Below are 18,086 nucleotides of genomic sequence, written 5' to 3'. Positions count from 1 at the left end.
TCAAACAGCTAAATGGATACAGATTTTTCTAATCCCAACCTGATCATCATGGTTGATGATAATTACGCAGACCGATTTATCGCTGGTCGCGTATTCAAAAATACGGGTCTAGAGCACTCATTCCTTGCAATGGAGAGTGGACGAGAGCTCCTCGAATATCTGGACGAAGCGAAATCTGGAAAGCGGCCGATTCCTAGTGCTATTCTGTTGGACATCAACATGCCTGGTTTGAATGGCTTCGAAGTGCTGAGGGAATTGCGAGCGCAGGAAGAGTTTCAGGACAGGCCCCCGATCACAATGTTTACGAATTCGGACCGAATGGAAGATAGGCAATTGTCTATGGAATTAGGAGCGAATGACTTTCGCACTAAGCCAACAGATTTAAATGTTTATGCCGATGTCTTCCGGTCTTTAGTCGCTTAGTTGAACTGGCTCGCTCTTGAAGGTATTCCCTCCTGGTCGAGCTAACAAAAAGCGCGACCTCGAAGGATCGCGCTTGTTTTTTGGATTTGAAGTGTTCGCCTAGCGACGATGGTGCCGCTTCTGCTTTCCTTTGCCTCGCATCACGAATTTCAAGAGAAGTGGATCATGGTCGGATGAGCGCTCCAATACACTCGTATCTTCCATGTACACATCGAGGTATGCTGAGTTGAGGTGAACGAAATCAGCCTCACGCAGCTTATCTGCGAATTTGGCGCTCAGGAGGAAGTGATCCAAGACTTGGCTGTTTCCCTCGTATAGATAACTGAAGCGGCTGAATTCGGGAACTTCGGTCTTCACAACGTTTTCCATGTAAAGTGCTCCCTCTTCCCCTTCGATGATACCGAGCGTGTGGTTGTTTCCTTCGCCCGGCTCGGCGAATTGGAAATCGTTGAAGTCGCCGGTGATTCCAATCATGGCGTTTTTGTCCTCGGCGAGCAACAGGTCTGCGAAGTCGCGCACTACCTGAGCCTGGAGTTTTCTTTGGACTTCGGATTCGCGCACTGGCGGCTGAACCGAACCGTAGAGAGCGCCATCGCCACCCTTACTCTTGAAGTGATTATTCACAAGGGTGATGAGTTGTCCCCTATACTTGAATACGCCAACTAGCGGTTCGCGACCCTTGCTTACACTGGTTTCGCCAAATGCGTCGGAAACGCCTGGTACGATCTCGTCCGAAAGTTGGTAAAGCTCTTCTAGCTTCACTCGAGTCTGGTCGTAAAGGTAGCCCGTTTCGATGCCACGGGCGTCGCTGGTTTCCAATGAGGCTGCGGCATAATTGAATCCTCCGAAACGTACCTTGCTGTTGAGCCTGTCCGCGAGCTCCTGCAGGATTGCTTGGTTTTCTACCTCTTGTACGCAAATGATCTCTGGGAAATCGAGACCAATTCCGATCGTTGCAGATAGTTTTTCGAGCTTAATCTCAAGTTCCTCAGCAGTCGGTGTCGTGCCTTGGTCATTCTTATCGGGATTATCGATCAAATCGAAGAGGTTCTCCGTGTTAAGAGTCGCTACGTTCAGGTAGGGCCACTGGAGCAAGGATCTAAACCAGGCGAATCGCCAGTGGTAAGACTTAATTTCAGTTACCGCCTCTTCTGCGTTGATGGAAGAGATATCCGTAGGCTGAATACGGTAGTTCGAGAACTGATAGTCCATTATTCCGGTCAAGCCTTCAAGGCTATCTCCTGGCATTAGTTCGAGCGCTTCGTCCAGAGTCAGGTCGTCGACCATTAAGCGCTCTGGGTTGTAGTCGACCAATTGGTCACCAATAGAGCTGATAAGCATTTGGCTAAACCAAGGCGAGAAACCTGATCCCGGAACCGCATCGGCCGATGTCACGATGTGGAATTCCCCGTACTGATTGGTAGGCCCAACCACGAGACCGTAAGGAACTGAAACGCGCATACCTTCCAATGATTCGAGAAGGTCGATGGCTTCCTCAATCGATTCGTTTGGCATGTCTGTGATTTCTATGGCAGCGGGCAGTTCGTTTCCGTTTGAGAGGATAGTGACGCTGCCGGAAACCAATTCTGTTAGTGGCAAGTCTGTAGGACGTGAGCTGCTTATGTATTCGCTGACGCTGGCCTTGATCTCTACTAAATCGCCAATTTCAGGAACTAGATCCGGACCGTAGACGTAGATCGCGTCTGAAGTACTCGCGTCGTTGTCTCCTTCTGGATCCTGTATCCAAAAATTGTATCCGTTTGCGGTGATCGCTGTCACAACCCCTTGGGTGATCACTTGCTCCCCAGCCAGTGGAGAAGTTTGACCGGAACCTTGGATTTCCATGATAGAAACGGGCTCGATTTGCGGCACGGGACCAAAGCGGATATTGTCCACGAAGATAGCTTCGGAAGCGGAGTTGGAATCAAGTGAGAACCTGATTGACGCGGCACTTGCTCCGGTAAGGTCGGCTGAAAGTGTCTGCCAGAAGCCCTCGATATTTAGGTCGTTCACGTCTGAACTGCTAGAATCTAAGAGGTAAAACGTTCCAATATCCGTTTCGACCCAAACGCGAATTACGTCGTTGGACTCCCAACTTGTTTCTTGTACGAAAAGATCGATTAGAAGTGTGGGTTCGCCTTCTACGAGACTCATGTCGATAGTATCAAGTTCGACTATGTATTCACCATCTGGATCAGATATTTGATATCCTTGGGTACCATCCTTGTAGGTTCCTACCGTTCCGGTGAATTGGGTTACGCCCACGTAGTCGCCATCGCTCAGGCCAGAAGCGTTTCGGGTGTTTTTGTAGAAGGCCTTGAAGCCGAGTTCTAGCCCACCCTCATAAACGACGTCCGAAGAACCAGCCATATTTTCGATGTAGTGGTCGGTTGCGGCGTCTTCGTCCACATAGATGCTTCCATCTCCAAATGGCTCCTCGAAGCTAGTGTAGGTGGATGTGGAAAATTCGTATTCAACGGGTTCGATGTTTTCAGAGCCCGGGGTGTCATAGCCTTCTGCCAGATCGAAGGGGCCAATCTTGAAGTCTCCTACCACGTCGGCGAATCGATAGACATGGCCTGGAACAAAGGATCCATCAGGGCCCACAGGGTCGGCGTAGACCAGCTCGCCCGTGCCGACCGATTCGATGAGGGCAACTGAATCGAGCAGGGCTGTCCAGGGTTCGCTATCCAGCACTCCATCTTCGTCCACATCCAGATCGTCGCCCTTTGAGCCCGTAAATTCGTAGACCAGAAGGTGGGTAACATTATCGCTGTTTTCGAAATCGAGCGATGCCACGTAATCTGCGGAAGCGAGGTTGAATGTTGATTCGGCGGCTACGAAGTAACCATCTTCGGGAATCACCAGTCCATCCAGAGAAGTGACATTTTCGATGACGCCGCTGCCGCCAGATCCGTCACCAATTACCAAATAGGATACACCCTCGAGGCTTTGGCCAGGGTATCCGGCGAGCTCGAAATACTCGTCGTTGTCGGTGCTCGGTTGGTCGATTCGGATTTCGTTGATAACGATTGCTGGAGGACCTGCCTCACCGCCAAACGTTTGGCCAGCGTTGATTGAACCGAATGAATTCTCTGCAGGAGCCTGCCAGGTGAAATCTGAGTACTCAATGCCGTCTGCTCCAGTCAGCTGTAGAGAGAAACCGGCTGGGGTACTGCTCGATTCGCTGACCAAGATGTCGGTGCTCGTTAACCCGACGGCCGGACCGTCTGCTGCAGTCATCGCTCCTTCGTAGCTGAGGAACTGGATCACCGTGCCAGAGGCGTCGACCAGAGCGATGCCGTCAGGAGATCCATTTTGCAGGCCATTTGTGGTGAGGGATATGCTGACAGTTCCGTATCCGCCGCTTTGCTCGATAATCGTCTCGCTCAGGTTCAGGACCGAGTAGGTGCTCCCGTTGGAGCCGTTATAGAGAACCAGACTCCAACCGCTCAGATCGATGCCGGCAGGACCGGCTATTTCGATCGCTTCTCCGACGTCCGTGCTGGCATTGTCGTAGTGGATCTCGTTGATAAAGGTAGTTTGGGCTGTGGCCTGGCCCATCGTCGCTAACGCGGCGATCGTCGTAGCTAATTGAATACGGTGTTTTTTCATGGTTGGCTTTAGCGTTCCCGCTCGAATTGGTTGAGTGGGAAGATTAAGCCATTGCCGGAGGCGTGCCACCAAGCGCTTAAGTGTGAAATCTAAGTGACGTTACTTAAATGTATCTACAAAGTCATTACTTTGTAACTTGCCTTCATGCTTTGAACTGAAAGCTCGATGATCGAAAAGACCCGTTTCACTTGTTGCCTATTACCGCAAGCGAATCGTCATACGATAAAAGCCTTCTCCCTTTGGGACAGTGATTCTCTGATTGAGATTCGGTGTAGTCATTTCGACCCAAAGCCCGCAAAGTGTGATCGGTTTTCAAATACAAGATATGATCATGGGCGGTTTCCGCTTCGGTGACGAACAGTCACAATTTATGGTCCGCATGGACGTCGATGACGCCACTCAAAAGTTTGTTGGGAGTTGAAGCGATAGAAGTGTTTCCAAGATAGTCGCGGCCGAGCAGATTTGCCCAGTAAAGGGTACCGTCTGATTTTAGTAGGAGGCTGTGGTCCAGCCCGGCGGCCACTTTACGAATACAAAAAAAAGGCAGCCCGTGAAGGCTGCCTCTTTGAGATGATTGCTTACGCCAAGTTGCCTTAGACCAGAGCGAGAATACTGTTGAGGGTCGCGCTTGGGCGCATGGCGGCGGATGCCTTTTCGTCGTCCATGTGGTAGTAGCCGCCTGCGTCGACTTCGCTTCCTTGGGCCGCGATCAGCTCTTCCACTATCTTTTCCTCGCTGGAGGAAAGCGCGTCGGCCACCGGCTGGAATGCACCGGCCAATTCTGCGTCTTCGGTCTGGGCTGCGAGTTCCTGCGCCCAGTAGAGGCAGAGGTAGAAGTGCGAGCCACGGTTGTCGATGCCTCCGAGGCGGCGAGTTGGCGACTTGTCGTTTTCGAGGAACTTTCCTGTGGCGGCGTCGAGCGTGGTCGCGAGCACCTTGGCCTTAGCATTGCCAGTGGTTTCGCTGAGGTGTTCGAAGGAAACGGCGAGGGCGAGGAATTCTCCGAGGGAGTCCCAACGCAGGTAGTTTTCCTTGAGGAACTGCTGGACGTGTTTCGGAGCGGATCCGCCAGCTCCGGTTTCGAAAAGTCCGCCACCGTTCATCAAAGGTACGATGGAGAGCATCTTGGCGGAAGTGCCCAGCTCGAGGATCGGGAAAAGGTCGGTGTTGTAGTCGCGGAGGACGTTTCCGGTGACGGAGATGGTGTCGAGCCCCTTGGCCATGCGTTCTACGGAGAACTTACACGCTACGGCAGGAGGAAGGATCTGGATGTCGAGCCCTTCGGTGTCGTGGTCTTGCAGGTAGGTGTTAACCTTTTCGATCAACTGAGCGTCGTGGCCGCGATCTCCGTCGAGCCAGAAGATGGCGGGAACTCCGGTGGCGCGGGCGCGAGCAACAGCCAATTTAACCCAATCGCGAATCGGAGCGTCCTTGGCTTGGCAAGCGCGCCAGATGTCGCCCGCTTCCACTTCGTGGGAGATGAGGGCGTTTCCGTCGGCATCTACGATCGAGACGGTTCCCGCTTCTTCGATTTCGAAAGTCTTGTCGTGGGAGCCGTACTCTTCCGCCTTTTGGGCCATGAGGCCTACGTTTGGCACGGTGCCCATTGTCTTGGGATCGAGGGCTCCGTTTTCCTTACAGAAATCGATGACGGCCTGGTAAACGCCGGCGTAGCAGGAGTCTGGGATGACCGCGAGGGTATCGGCTTCCTTGCCGTCCTTGTCCCACATGATACCACCGGAACGGATCATGGCTGGCATGGAGGCGTCGATGATGACGTCGGATGGGACGTGGAGATTGGTGATGCCCTTATCGGAGTTGACCATGGCGAGGTCGGGTCCGCTTGTGTAGGCGGCTTGGATGTCCGCTTCGATTTCAGCCTTCTTGTCGGCTGGCAGGCTTTCGATCTTGGAGACGAGGTCGCCGAATCCGTTTTTGAAATCCACTCCCAGCTCGGCGAGGGTGTCGCCATGCTTGGCGATGAGGTCCGCGAAGTAGGCCTTAACGCCATGGGAGAAGATGATCGGGTCGGAGACCTTCATCATGGTGGCCTTCATGTGAAGGGAAAAGAGGACTTCTTCCTTCTTGGCCGCTTCTACTTGCTCTGCGAGGAAGGCGTCGAGGGCCTTGGCGGACATGAAAGTGCCGTCGATGATTTCGCCTGCTTTGAGGGCGAGTCCTGACTTGAGGACCTGCTTTTCGCCGGAAGCGGTGGTGAGGACGATATCCACGGTGGTCGCTTCGGGGACGGTGACTGACTTTTCGTTGGAGAAGAAGTCGTCCTTGCCCATGGTCGCAACGCGGGTCTTGGAAGCGGCAGTCCACTTGCCCATGGAGTGTGGGTTTTTCTTGGCGTAATTCTTAACGGCTCCTGGAGCGCGTCGGTCGGAGTTGCCCTCGCGAAGCACTGGATTCACCGCGGAACCGAGTACCTTGGCGTAGCGAGCCTTGATTTCCTTTTCAGCGTCGGTTTTGGGATCGGAAGGGTAGCTTGGGATGTCGTATCCGTGGTCCTGAAGCTCCTTGATGGCTGCGTTGAGCTGCGGGATGGAAGCGGAGATGTTGGGAAGCTTGATGATGTTGGCTTCCGGCTTGGTGGCCAGCTCGCCGAGTTCGGCAAGGTGGTCTCCGATGCGCTGGGCTTCGGTCAGGTTTTCTGGAAAATGGGCCAGGATTCGGCCAGCGAGCGAGATGTCTCGAGTCTCGACGGAAACTCCAGCTGATTTGGCGAAGGCCTGCACCATGGGAAGGAAGGAATAGGTGGCAAGCGCGGGCGCTTCGTCTGTCTTGGTGTAGATGATGGTAGATTTTTCTGTGCTCATTTTTGTCGAGACCGTGGATTATTGCCCTTCAATAGCATGTTAAGGGGAGTACTTGGCTATTCTTTCTGGTGAAAGGGTCAACAAGATAGGCGGGCAAAACGGAGAAGAGGGGACATCGCCACCAGGCTCAAGGGATCTGTCGACAATTCGCCCGCCTGAAAGGTCTCTGTGTTGACCTATTTCCAGCCAATCTTTTAGTCATTTTGACGGAGGTAGGTGTCTCTTGGACGAGCGCCACTCTCTAACCAACTTTTGCCCAGTATTATGCCCCCCGAATCCCCCGACGAAAGCGATTGGTTCCGCGAACACCTGCAACCGCACGACAGTATGTTACGCGCCTGGTTGCGAAGCCGTTTCCCCTCCGGTGTCGATTTAGATGATGTGATGCAGGAAGCTTACCTAAAGGTCATGAAGGCCCATGCCCAAAAGGAGGTCAAAGCCCCCAAAGCCTTCCTGTTCGCGACAGCCAGAAACTTGGCGTTGAATTCGGTCCGCCATGCCAAGGTCCGAGGCGAGACGACCGCTTTGCCGATTGAAGACTGTGAGTTCATCGACGGCGCTGAAGGAGTGCATGAGGCGGTAGCTCGCAATCAAGAGTTGGAGATTCTCACTAAGGCGATCCAGTCGCTGCCGGATCGCTGCAGGCAAATTTTTACCTTACGAAAAGTATACGGGATGTCTCAAAGGGACATCGCCCGCAAATTGAATATTTCGGCCCGCACCGTGAATGCCCAGATTTCCATCGGGGTAAACAAGTGCGCGGATTTCGTGGGCCGCTATTGCGAGACTGGCAAGTTATGAGTGACGAGAGCAAACCGTCCGATCCTCGAAGAGAGGAACGAATTAAAGAAGAGGCCTCTGAATGGATCGCCAAACACGATCGCGGCATCACCGCTCAAGAGCAGGACGCATTTTTCGACTGGCTGGCCGAAGATCCGGATCATGCTGCGGTTTATCGTGAACGCGAAGCGGTGTGGCGCTCCATGGACTTGCTGGCGCAGTGGCGTCCCGAGCACAGCTTAGAGCCTAACCCCGATCTTTTGGCAGTGCCGGAAAAACGGGCCAGCGTGGTCTGGTATCGGTTCGTTTCTGGCTTGGCCGCTGTTTTAGCGATGACCTTGCTCGTTTGGAATTTCGTTTCCGACGGCGATGACGGTGCTGTAACTTTGCTCGCATCAGGCGAATCGGCTCGTTTCTACGAGCACCACGTATTGGAGGATGGCTCCATCGTCGAACTCAACCGCGGGGCGCAAGTTTCCGTACGCTTTCTCGATGATAAGCGTTTGATCGATCTCCTTTCTGGGGAGGCCCATTTCACGGTGGCGAAGGATGTCAATCGTCCCTTCGTTGTTCGTGCCCGCGGGGCAGTGGTTCAGGCGGTTGGCACTGCCTTTAACGTATCCTTAAACCCTGACCAAGTGGAAGTGATTGTGACCGAAGGGCGGGTACTTATGAATCCGTCAATCGCAACTACCAACGAAAGCATCGTCGAGGAGAAAGAGCCTCTAGTACGCAAGCTGCATGCTGGCCAGTTTTCAGTGGTCGCTCTCAACAAGGAACCAGTGGCTCCAGTCGTCCAAGATGTTGAGGAGGAAGAAATTTCGCAAAGACTGGCATGGAAAAACGAAATGTTAGATTTTACGGATACGCCCCTATCCGAAGTTATCCTCGAGTTTAATCGTCGTAATCATACGCAGATTGTGATCGCCGACGTTGCCTTAAATGCGATTCCGGTTACAGCTGCCTTTCGTCCGAATCGCCTTGATGAGTTTGTTGAGCTCCTTGTCTTAACAGACCACGTAAGGGCGGAGCGAGTAGGCTTATCCAAAATCATACTACACAGCGGCGAATAGTTTTTTAGTTTCTTAATTCTTGTATCCATAAATTTGTTTTAGTTAATTTTTAAATCTGAAGTGTCATAGGGGGTGTACTGACTGAAGTATGCCCCTAGTCCCCTTACCCCAGTTTTGCCTAAATGATTCGCAGTCGTTGCCAACGCAACGTTTGGTCGATCTTCGTTGGCTGCATGCTAGCGTGGACCTGTATTCTGCGTGCCGATACAGAGCCGAAACTGTTCGAAGTGGAGGCTGGTCTAGTCGCTCAAACCTTAAAGGTCGCTGCGGCTCAAGGGGAGGTGGAGATACTTATCTCCGTAGGAAGTTCGTCATCCGTTCCTACCAACGCGGTAAAGGGATGGTACGAAGTCCAAAAGGCGTTGGATCTGATGCTGGAGGGCACCCCACTCGTGGCCGTCCCGGTTAGTGGAGGGAGAGCGTTTGGAATATTGAAACGATCTGCAGTTCGCAAAGAAGCGAACCGTTCGGATACCCCAGAAACTACACCCAACATTGAAGATTTAGACCCCCAAATGAATTTACCTGACTCAACAAAGAAACGAAGGCTCATAAAGCTTTTTCGGGGAATCGTGGCCATCGCGGTTCCCGCCTCGGTAATGAACGGACAAGACGACGTGGATGAAGAGCAAGTCTATGAGCTCTCTCCCTTCGAAGTGACCAATTCAGAAAACGACATCGGTTATTACTCCGAAAACACTTTGGCCGGAAGCCGCCTCAATAGCAGCATTTCAGACCTTGCCTCTTCCATCACAGTCGTAACCGATCAGCAACTCGAAGATACGGCGGCCGTGGACATCAACGATGTGTTTCTCTATGAAGCGAATACGGAAGGACTCGGCAATTACACAGCCTACAGTGTGGATAAAAGTGGAGCTATTAACGACGTAGGCGCGGGCAAGAGTAATGGCGGAACTGCCAGTGGTCCAGCTACAGCGAACCGTGTACGTGGTATTGCTCCAGCGGATACGGCGAGAGATTATTTCCCAAGTATCGCTCGTATTCCCTTTGATTCCTACAACACGAAAACCGTTGAAATCAATCGGGGACCGAACTCCATTCTGTTCGGACTTGGGAGTGCGGCAGGTATCGTAAACCAGAGCCAAGACAAGGCGGTCATCGGGAACGACTTTGGGGAAGTCCAGGTTCGATTCGGTAGCCATGACGCTTTTCGCGCTAGCGCACAGTACAACAAAACCGTCATAGACGATATTCTAGCCGTTAATTTTGCGGTGCTCCGTGAGGAGCGTGGGTTCCGCCGCAAGCCATCCTACGATGACACTGATCGGCAATACCTCGCTTTGACTTACTCTCCGTCTGAGCGAACGACAATCCGCGGGACATACGAGAATTACGAAAACGAGAATCGCCGTCCCAACAATGTAACTCCGCGCGATATGGTTACCCCGTGGATCGAAGCGGGGAGTCCGACCTGGAATGCAGTTGACCGTACCTATACGATCAATGGGGAAGTCTTTGGACCCATCGATGACAATGCAGACTTGCCTGCCGGTTTGACCACTTCTTCGGGACGTCCGGTACTGAACTTCGACCAAGGTGTTCTAACGAGCGCTCACCAGCGAAGCCTTGGCATCTCGCCCGACACGGTTGATGGGAATTCGGTTTATCGGATGATGCGTACTGACGGAGACAATACGCAGCCATTGTTCATCTATCCAGGTGTGACGGATCAATCCCTCTACGACTGGGAAAGCGTTAATATCGTATCCAGCAATGTTGGATCCGCTGACGCGACTATTAAGAGTTTGGAGCTCGATCAGCAGATTCTTCCTAACTTGTACTTAAACCTTGGTTACTTCGAAGAAGAATACGAGGCGAACAATAGTTACTTTATCGGACAGCAGACCGGTGCTACGATTGAAATAGACGTCAACGAGGTTCTGCTTGATGGATCGGCGAATCCGAATTTCTTGCGGCCCTTTATTGAGGTTCGTGAACCGGATGCGTTCACGCAGGTCGAAGAGAACAGCAGCTGGAGGGCGACTTTGGCCTATGAGTTCGATTTCACCCATTCCGATAATTGGACGAAGCACCTCGGTTCCCATCGTGCCATGGGACTTGTATCATCTCGCAGCTATGATACGGCCTACTACCGTTGGCGTCAGGTCGTGACTTCCGATAATGCTTGGGTAAATCAGGAAAACTACACTTCCGGTACGGGAGGGGCGATCTACAGACGTCTCTACCTAGGCGACGATTCGGGAAATGTAGACTACGATCCCGGCATCGTCCTGAACGAGCCACGGATCTTCACCATGCCGATTGGATACGCTAGCGGCGATCTCGCGGGTAATGCTCCCATAAGCTCATGGGATTGGACCACGGAATCCGTTACGCATGACGAAGTGCTGCACTTTGTCTCTACCGCGGGCCAAACTAATACTGATTCGGAAGCGGTTGTTCTGCAAAGTAGATTCTGGGAAGACAAAATCATCACGACGCTCGGATTCAGAACGGATGACAACGAGGGTAGAAGCTCTTCGTTCCCAGTTATCGATCCCACCACGGGCCAGCCTGATCCAGCCGATGTGGGAACCTCCTTCGGAGACTGGCAATCCGTATCAGGTGACACCTCATCCAAGGGGATCGTTTTCAAGCCAACTGATTGGTTGAATTTCCACTACAACGAGTCTGACAACTTCACACCAGCTGGAGTCGTCTACGATATGTCAACGGGCCAACCGCTTCCGCTTCCTACTGGAGAAGGTAAGGACTGGGGCGTAGGACTAAACCTGCTTGAAGGTAAGCTTTACGCTAACCTGAACTTCTTCGAAGCTGGGCAAATCAATTCGCGTGTTGGAAGTACTGGTACCTTTATTTGGCGCATGGGTTACTTCGACGAGGACTTCTTCGGAGACTGGGCGGCAGCGGTGGCTGACGCTGAAGGTTTGACCGGAGCGGCTGCCGAAGCTCGTATCGATGAAATCACGCAGTATCCAGATAACTATCACACCTACAACGATTCAGTCCAGGGAACCAGCACGCTCGAGGCCAAGGGTACGGAGCTGCAGGTTATTTATAACCCGCTGAGAAATTGGAACATCAAGTTCAACCTTGCCCGGCAGGAAACTGTATTTAGCGACATCGCGCCTGAGTACACAAACTGGCTCGCGGTACGTCTGCCAATCTGGCAAAACGCTACGTCTACCGCTTTGCCGGAGGGATTCCAGAGCTTCTGGGACTACAACAACGACAGTATCGATACTCCTGTGGACATCGGCCTCAAACGCAATGCTCTGCACGGAGTCCTCAATACGCCCGCCAAGTGGTTTAATGCGAATGTTGATTCGCAGATGGCATTGCAGCGGACGCTTGCCGGAAAGAAAACACCGGGCCAACGCGAATGGCGTTGGAACGTGATTTCGAATTACGTCTTCACTGACGGTAAGTTCGAGGGACTAGGTATTGGAGGAAGCGCTCGCTGGGAAGATGCAGCGATTATTGGATACCTTGCCGCGGAAGCTGACGATGATGGGCTGATTCGTAGGTTGGACCCGGATAAGCCGGTTTACTCCGGCGAGGAATTCCACGTTGACCTGTGGGCTAGCTACAAGATGGAAATCATGGAAGGAAAGGCGGACCTGAAATTCCAACTGAATATTCGTGACGTCCTGGAAGACGGCGATTTACAGCCTATCGCTATAAACCCCGATGGCGAGAAGACCGCTTACCGCATCGTCGACCCGCGACAGTTCTTCTTCACCACTACGCTTGCATTCTAAGAAATGGGTATAATCTTAGAGTAGTGATAGTAGGGAGGTTCCGACGGGAGCCTCCCTTTCGCTTTGCCCCAATCCTTGATCGCCCTGTTTTGAACCGTATACCTATATCTCTCTGTTTCGTTTTCTCTCTTCTGCCTTGCGAGGAGTCTCACTCGCAGGTTGTCAGTAAAACTCCCTTGAGTGAAAAAAGTTCAGGCCAAGGAGAAGCCTTGTTTCAAGAGGTTCGAAGTGAACACTCAGGAGTGTATCTTGAAAATAAATACGCAGACCCATCTATGTGGGGAGAGCGGTTTTTGGAGTTTTCTTTGGGGGCTCTGGGGACAGGAGTTGCGGTGGGGGACTTTGACCGCGACGGGCTGCCAGATCTATACCTAGCCAGTAAGACTGAAAGCAATCGACTCTTTCGGAATCTTGGCAATTGGCAGTTTGAGGATCTGACAGAAACCGCAGGGGTCGCGGGCTCCACGCAAGGCTGGTGTCAAGGTGTTGCCTTTGTTGATTACGATAATGATGGCTGGTTGGATATTTACGAATGTAGGTACAATAGTCCAAATCGATTGTATCGGAATAATGGGGATGGTACCTTTATAAACAAAGCCATTCGAGCAGGAGTAAATGTCCGGGATGCCAGCGGTATGGCATCTTTTGCGGATTTCGACCGAGACGGTTATCTCGATTTTTATCTGCAAACGAATCTCCTAAGTTTGCAGGAAGCTCCGAGTGGACAAGAGGATTACCTTTTCCGGAATCGCGGAGATGGAACCTTTGAGAACGTTACCCGTAAAGCAGGTATATCGGGCGCGGGACAGGGGCATTCCGCCACATGGATTGATTACAATCAAGATGGGTATCTAGACCTGTATGTGGCCAATGATTTTACGCCCTCCGATCGACTGTATCACAATGTTGGCGACGGACGCTTCGTCGATGTGTTGAGCTATGTGGTCGCCCATACCCCTAATTCCTCCATGGGGGCAGATATCGCGGATTTAAACAACGATGGGCTCATCGATTTTATGGTGGCGGATATGGCGGCCCGAACGCGCGAAAAAGACATGAGAGGGATGGTGGATGGAAGGGGCGAAGCCGTGGACCCTCACTCCAATCCGTTCGCTGCTCAGCAGTACCCCAGAAATGTGGTCTACCTTAATTCTGGGATGGGGCCATTTTTCGAAGCTGCTCATCTCATGGGTTTAGAAGCGACAGATTGGACCTGGTCGCTCCGGTTCGAGGATTTCGACAACGATGGCTGGTCAGATTTGCATGTCACTACGGGGATGATCCGGGAGCTGCACAACACGGACTTGATGTCTAAGGTTAGACGAGCTCGATCCCCGCAGCAAAGAGTCGCTCTCGTTGAAAAGAGTCCTCCTTTGCTGGAGAAGAATTTGGCATTTCGAAATACGGGAAATTTGAGCTTCGAAGAAATTGGTAATGAATGGGGTTTGGATGAGATAGGGATTAGTTTTGGGGCCGCCACGGGCGATTTCGATTTAGATGGGGACCTCGATCTTGTTTACGGCAACTACCAGGGCAACGTTACCCTCATGCGAAACGATTCCTTGTACGGGAATCGAATCGTATTGGAACTGCGGGGACAGGATTCCAATTACTACGGAATCGGGGCGAACGTCGAAATTCAAACGAGCTCCGGTAAACAGTTCAAAACCCTCTCGCTCTCGCGTGGGTACCTTTCCACCAGCGAGCCGATTGTACATTTCGGATTGGGTAGTGATGAGAGTGTGAAGCGACTCGAAGTTCAGTGGCCAAGTGGCACGGTGCAGGTCCTTGAAAATCTGGAAGCTGGGTACCGGTATCAGATCGAGGAAGAGGAAACGGCGGTTGAGCAAACGAAGGAGAATCCAATCGCGCGCTTGGCTTTTAGCGAGGCAAGCCGCGAGCTTGAGCTTCTACATCGCACTCGTGAATCCGTTATCGATGAAAGGCGCCAGCAGCCTTTGCTTCCACGCCGAGGAAATAGAGTGGGTCCAGCTTTGGCAATTGGTGATTTGAATGGAGATGGTAGGGAGGATCTCGTTGTTGGCGGAACCGCGTTGGATCCGGCGACTATCTTTTTGCAAAACGAAAGCGGCAGCTATCCATCGTCCTCGGCGATTCATTTGCAAAGCAGGGGAAGTAACGACGGACCAATCCTCGTTTTTGATGGGGATGGTGATGGAGACTTGGACTTAATTCGAACGGCCAGTGGAGTATCACACCAGGTGGGCCATGAGTCGTATCGGATTGAATATTACGAAAACGACGGAAGGGCCGTATTCGTAAATCGGAGCGACTCCATGCTGCCAGCGATTTCGATGGCTGTGGGGACAGCAGCGGCAGCTGACGTAGATAATGACGGGGATATTGATCTGTTTTTGGGAGGGGGAGTGCTTCCTGGTCGCTACCCAGAGCCTTATTCCAATGCTTTGCTTTTGAATGAGGACGGTCGCTTTCGTTTGGCGAAAAGCGATTGGTTACCCGAGTCCGAAGGGGGTGGGGCTCTTAGGTCGTCTCTTTTTACCGACATTAATTCGGATGGATGGCCAGACCTGTTGGTAGCCGGAGAGTGGTCTGCTGTCAGATGCTGGATAAATCGTGGTTTGTTGGGAGGCTTTGAGGATGCGACTGAACGTTACGGTTTTGATTCTGGAGGAACCGGCTGGTGGAATTCGTTGGTAAGTGGCGATTTCAATGGAGACGGAAAGTTGGATTATGCGGCTGGAAATTTAGGATTGAATACACCTTATTCGGCGACGGAGAGAGAGCCGGCCAAGCTTCTGGCGGGAAAACTGGAAAACCGGGATGTCTTGATTGAAGTCGAACACGAAGAGGAAACAATGTATCCGATGCGGGGGTACAATGTTTTGAGGGCGGAGCTCCCTACCTTGAGTAGCCGCCTCAGGGGAAATGATGCATACGCGGTCGCTGATCTGCGTGATGTCGTCGGTGATGAATTTTTGCAGTCGGCTCAATCTTGGGAAGCGACGCAGTTCGCAAGCGGAGTATTCATGAGTCAAGGCAATGATACCTACGAATTTCGTCCCTTTCCCCGCTTGGCTCAAGTCGCTCCGATTTATGGCATGGCCGCAGTCGATATGGATGGGGATGGGAGATTGGATCTTTACTTGATGCAAAATGATTATGCTCCAATTCCCAGTGCGGGTCGCTTTGATGGCGGGCTTAGTTTGACCTTGCTGGGAAGGGGAGACGGAGAGTTCGAAGCGGTGCTGCCCGGAGAGTCGGGGTTGCTTGTAACAGGAGATGCCAAGGCACTCGTGAACACCGATATCGATGACGACGGAGATCCAGACTTCATTCTATCGCGCAACAACAGCAGCGTGCTTATCTACCGAAACGATTCTCCGCAGCCTGCTCGTCGCTATTGGATCGATTTGCAAGACTGGGACGGTCGACAAAACCAGGCCGGTACCATAGTTAAGCTAATCCTTTCGAACGGGAAAGAGGTGGTACGAGAGCTGTATTGTGGATCTGGATATTTGAGTCAATCTAGTCAACGGTTGTTCTTCGCAATGCCAACAGGAGTCGAAATAGAAGAGATTCAGGTTCGCAGGCCAGGCGGAGAATGGGTGAAGTTCAAGGGGCCTTTTGAACAGGGCGAGATTGTTCTAGGTTGGGGTATTGATTAAGCTGTATAGAAGCGGAGGGAGGTGAGTATTGAATCCACTAAGGCCTCACTGTCTCGCTGGAAATCTAGAGCTTGGTTGAATTCGAACTCGATGCCCAGATAGTTTGTATCAGGAAATATGCGACGAAGGGCGGTTGTGTGTCCGTCGCTTTTCCCTAGGTAAGGTTTATTTGCTGCGACTTTTAATTTTGGAAAGTCAGCGGAAAGGCATTGAATAAGATGGTTAGCCAACTTTGTTTCACCGCTTGATTCATCGTCATAAAGGACTCCGATATCGAGATTACGTACAACTCCATTCAACACCGGTGTGAAAGAGTGGATGGATAGGTGAGTGGCGATTTTTTTATTTTGGATTAGTGCTTCCACAGCCTCTTTCGCTTCTTTCCGAAAAGGAAGGAAATGGTTTTGAATAAGGCTCGCTTTCAATTCCTCATCTGCTCGAAACAAGGATTTGCTGAAAAGATCTGGCCCGCCGATTGAGCGATTTAGGTCGATGGCGAGGCGAGTGAATTTCCCTAGGCAAAGAGTAGCCTCGAGCTTTACCGCGAGGGACTCGGCAATCGATTTTGTTCCTGGATCGAATCGTTGATGGACATCAGACGCATCAAACTCTCTCTGCAAGATATCGCTGCAAGAGCTTGGAATCGCATCGGAAGCATGTTCGGCGGTAACTACGAATCCGTAAAGAGAACGGCTACCCATTTTAGAACAAGTTAGGAAGCGGTTACGAGTGGTTGACTCGAATCGAATCGCTCGCCGGTTTCCAAGGAAGAGCTTAGGCTTTTGACCAGTTCTCTCAGATTCTCGGGAGCGGGATCCTTTCCGACGACTGCTAGCATTCTCTCGGCTAGATTTCCCTCTTGGAGGATGTAGGACAATGTCTCTTGGTAGTCGGTCAGGTTTTTATCTCCACCGAGTTTCGACAGAATCGCAGCCCAGAGTTCGCCCACTGTGGTTTCCTTCGGAGAAAGTCCGATCAAGTCTGCGAGATCCCGCAGTTCGAGTTCCGCTTCGAAACCGTCTTGAGCCACGCTTAGGAGTTGGCTCTTACGCTGGGCGGGCGAATAGGTTTCGGCGAAAGTTTTCAAATCCGCCATGTCCAAAGCGCAAAGCACCTTGAGAAGAGAAATGATCAAAGAACAAATCGCTAGGTCTTGCTCTGGGCATTCCTGTGTATCCAGAACACGGATCTCTATGGCGTTTCGGTCGAAGCGAGCAATCGCTCCGCGAGAGTTTAGCCATTCGTAGCGCAAGATGGAATGTGGATCGTAGGGCGCAATCGCTTGGTAGGTTTTTTCTAGAATCTCGCTCTGGTAATCGGCGAAAGTGAAAACGGGCTCTGGGACAATGCTTCCGGCTATCTGTGGCACCTTCTTTTGGTTGTCTTTGTAGACGTTGATTCGTGTATCCAAAAATCCGGTGTATCTAGATTCAAGATAGGGCGTACTTGCAGAAAGAGCGGGCAAGTAGGGCAGGATCAGAATTATCGCTGCATGCAAGCGTGCGAACTCTTCTTCATTGGCGAAGGGCAGATTCAAATGACAGCTTTGCAAGTTGAACCATCCGTGACTGCTACAATTGAAAATGCGGTCGTAGGTCTCGTAAATGGTTCTGTCGCCGCTGCTCCAAGTATGCCCCTCTGTGGCGGGATCCATAAAGGGGTGGGCACCACCCGGAGCCAGGATTGCGTTGTGGGGAGCAAGCCTTTCGTTCATGGTGGCGATCGCATCCATGAAGTCGCTCTTTAGCTGCTTCAAGTCAGCTGTCGGGGCCGTCGTCTTGAACTCCAATACGTGGGTTGCCAACTCGTTGGAAACGTCGATCGGACCGAGCGAGATTTCGTTTACGGTTTGGCCATCTTCATCGAGGAGGATTTGCTCTGCGATGGGACAAGGGCGTTGGGTATCGCGATCGACGATCATATACTCCAGTTCGATTCCGAACGCTTGAAAGAGAGAAAGTGTTTTTTTGGACATTTCTGGTT

The 18,086-nt window shown here is 51.8% G+C and carries 10 protein-coding genes; 5 read left to right on the top strand and 5 right to left on the bottom strand.

Annotation, left to right across the window (positions count from 1 at the left end; genetic code table 11):
• Positions 1–12 precede the first annotated feature (12 nt).
• The gene (locus H5P27_RS13950; RefSeq protein ID WP_185661009.1) at positions 13–423 is read left to right on the top strand and encodes a response regulator; all 411 of its coding nucleotides are present in this window, start codon (positions 13–15) and stop codon (positions 421–423) included.
• Positions 424–522: 99 nt separating this feature from the next.
• Here H5P27_RS13950 and H5P27_RS13945 read toward each other — a convergent pair whose 3' ends face one another.
• From H5P27_RS13945 to H5P27_RS13940, 3 genes are all read right to left on the bottom strand, one after another.
• Positions 523–4,038: an endonuclease/exonuclease/phosphatase family protein gene (locus H5P27_RS13945; protein WP_185661008.1), complete on the bottom strand. Its 3,516-nt coding sequence runs from the start codon at positions 4,036–4,038 to the stop codon at positions 523–525.
• Between the two features lie 361 nt (positions 4,039–4,399).
• The gene (locus H5P27_RS20240) at positions 4,400–4,570 is read right to left on the bottom strand and encodes a hypothetical protein (RefSeq protein ID WP_425511343.1); all 171 of its coding nucleotides are present in this window, start codon (positions 4,568–4,570) and stop codon (positions 4,400–4,402) included.
• 61 nt (positions 4,571–4,631) lie between these two features.
• The gene (locus H5P27_RS13940) at positions 4,632–6,860 is read right to left on the bottom strand and encodes an NADP-dependent isocitrate dehydrogenase (RefSeq protein ID WP_185661007.1); all 2,229 of its coding nucleotides are present in this window, start codon (positions 6,858–6,860) and stop codon (positions 4,632–4,634) included.
• A 264-nt stretch (positions 6,861–7,124) separates the two neighbouring features.
• Between H5P27_RS13940 and H5P27_RS13935 the strand changes: the two genes are divergently transcribed.
• From H5P27_RS13935 to H5P27_RS13920, 4 genes are all read left to right on the top strand, one after another.
• Positions 7,125–7,661 carry an RNA polymerase sigma factor gene (locus H5P27_RS13935; protein WP_185661006.1) on the top strand — a complete coding sequence of 179 codons (537 nt, stop codon included), beginning with the start codon at positions 7,125–7,127 and terminating at the stop codon, positions 7,659–7,661.
• Positions 7,658–8,713 carry a FecR family protein gene (locus tag H5P27_RS13930; protein WP_185661005.1) on the top strand — a complete coding sequence of 352 codons (1,056 nt, stop codon included), beginning with the start codon at positions 7,658–7,660 and terminating at the stop codon, positions 8,711–8,713. The genes H5P27_RS13935 and H5P27_RS13930 overlap by 4 nt, the downstream gene beginning before the upstream one ends.
• Before the next feature lie 122 nt (positions 8,714–8,835).
• Positions 8,836–12,456 (top strand): TonB-dependent receptor, encoded by a 3,621-nt coding sequence (locus H5P27_RS13925; protein ID WP_185661004.1) that lies wholly within the window; start codon positions 8,836–8,838, stop codon positions 12,454–12,456.
• Between the two features lie 176 nt (positions 12,457–12,632).
• Positions 12,633–16,103 carry an FG-GAP-like repeat-containing protein gene (locus tag H5P27_RS13920; protein ID WP_185661003.1) on the top strand — a complete coding sequence of 1,157 codons (3,471 nt, stop codon included), beginning with the start codon at positions 12,633–12,635 and terminating at the stop codon, positions 16,101–16,103.
• Here H5P27_RS13920 and H5P27_RS13915 read toward each other — a convergent pair.
• Positions 16,100–16,804 carry an N-formylglutamate amidohydrolase gene (locus H5P27_RS13915; RefSeq protein WP_185661002.1) on the bottom strand — a complete coding sequence of 235 codons (705 nt, stop codon included), beginning with the start codon at positions 16,802–16,804 and terminating at the stop codon, positions 16,100–16,102. The genes H5P27_RS13920 and H5P27_RS13915 overlap by 4 nt on opposite strands.
• Positions 16,805–16,815: 11 nt before the next feature.
• Positions 16,816–18,078, bottom strand: a complete 1,263-nt coding sequence (locus H5P27_RS13910) for a carboxylate-amine ligase (protein ID WP_185661001.1) — start codon at positions 18,076–18,078, stop codon at positions 16,816–16,818.
• Positions 18,079–18,086: the final 8 nt, after the last annotated feature.

It is taken from the genome of Pelagicoccus albus, assembly GCF_014230145.1.
GTDB classification, from domain to species: Bacteria; Verrucomicrobiota; Verrucomicrobiia; order Opitutales; family Opitutaceae; genus Pelagicoccus; species Pelagicoccus albus.
Note: the sequence above shows the minus strand (reverse complement) of the source record. Positions and strands in the feature narration are given on the sequence as shown.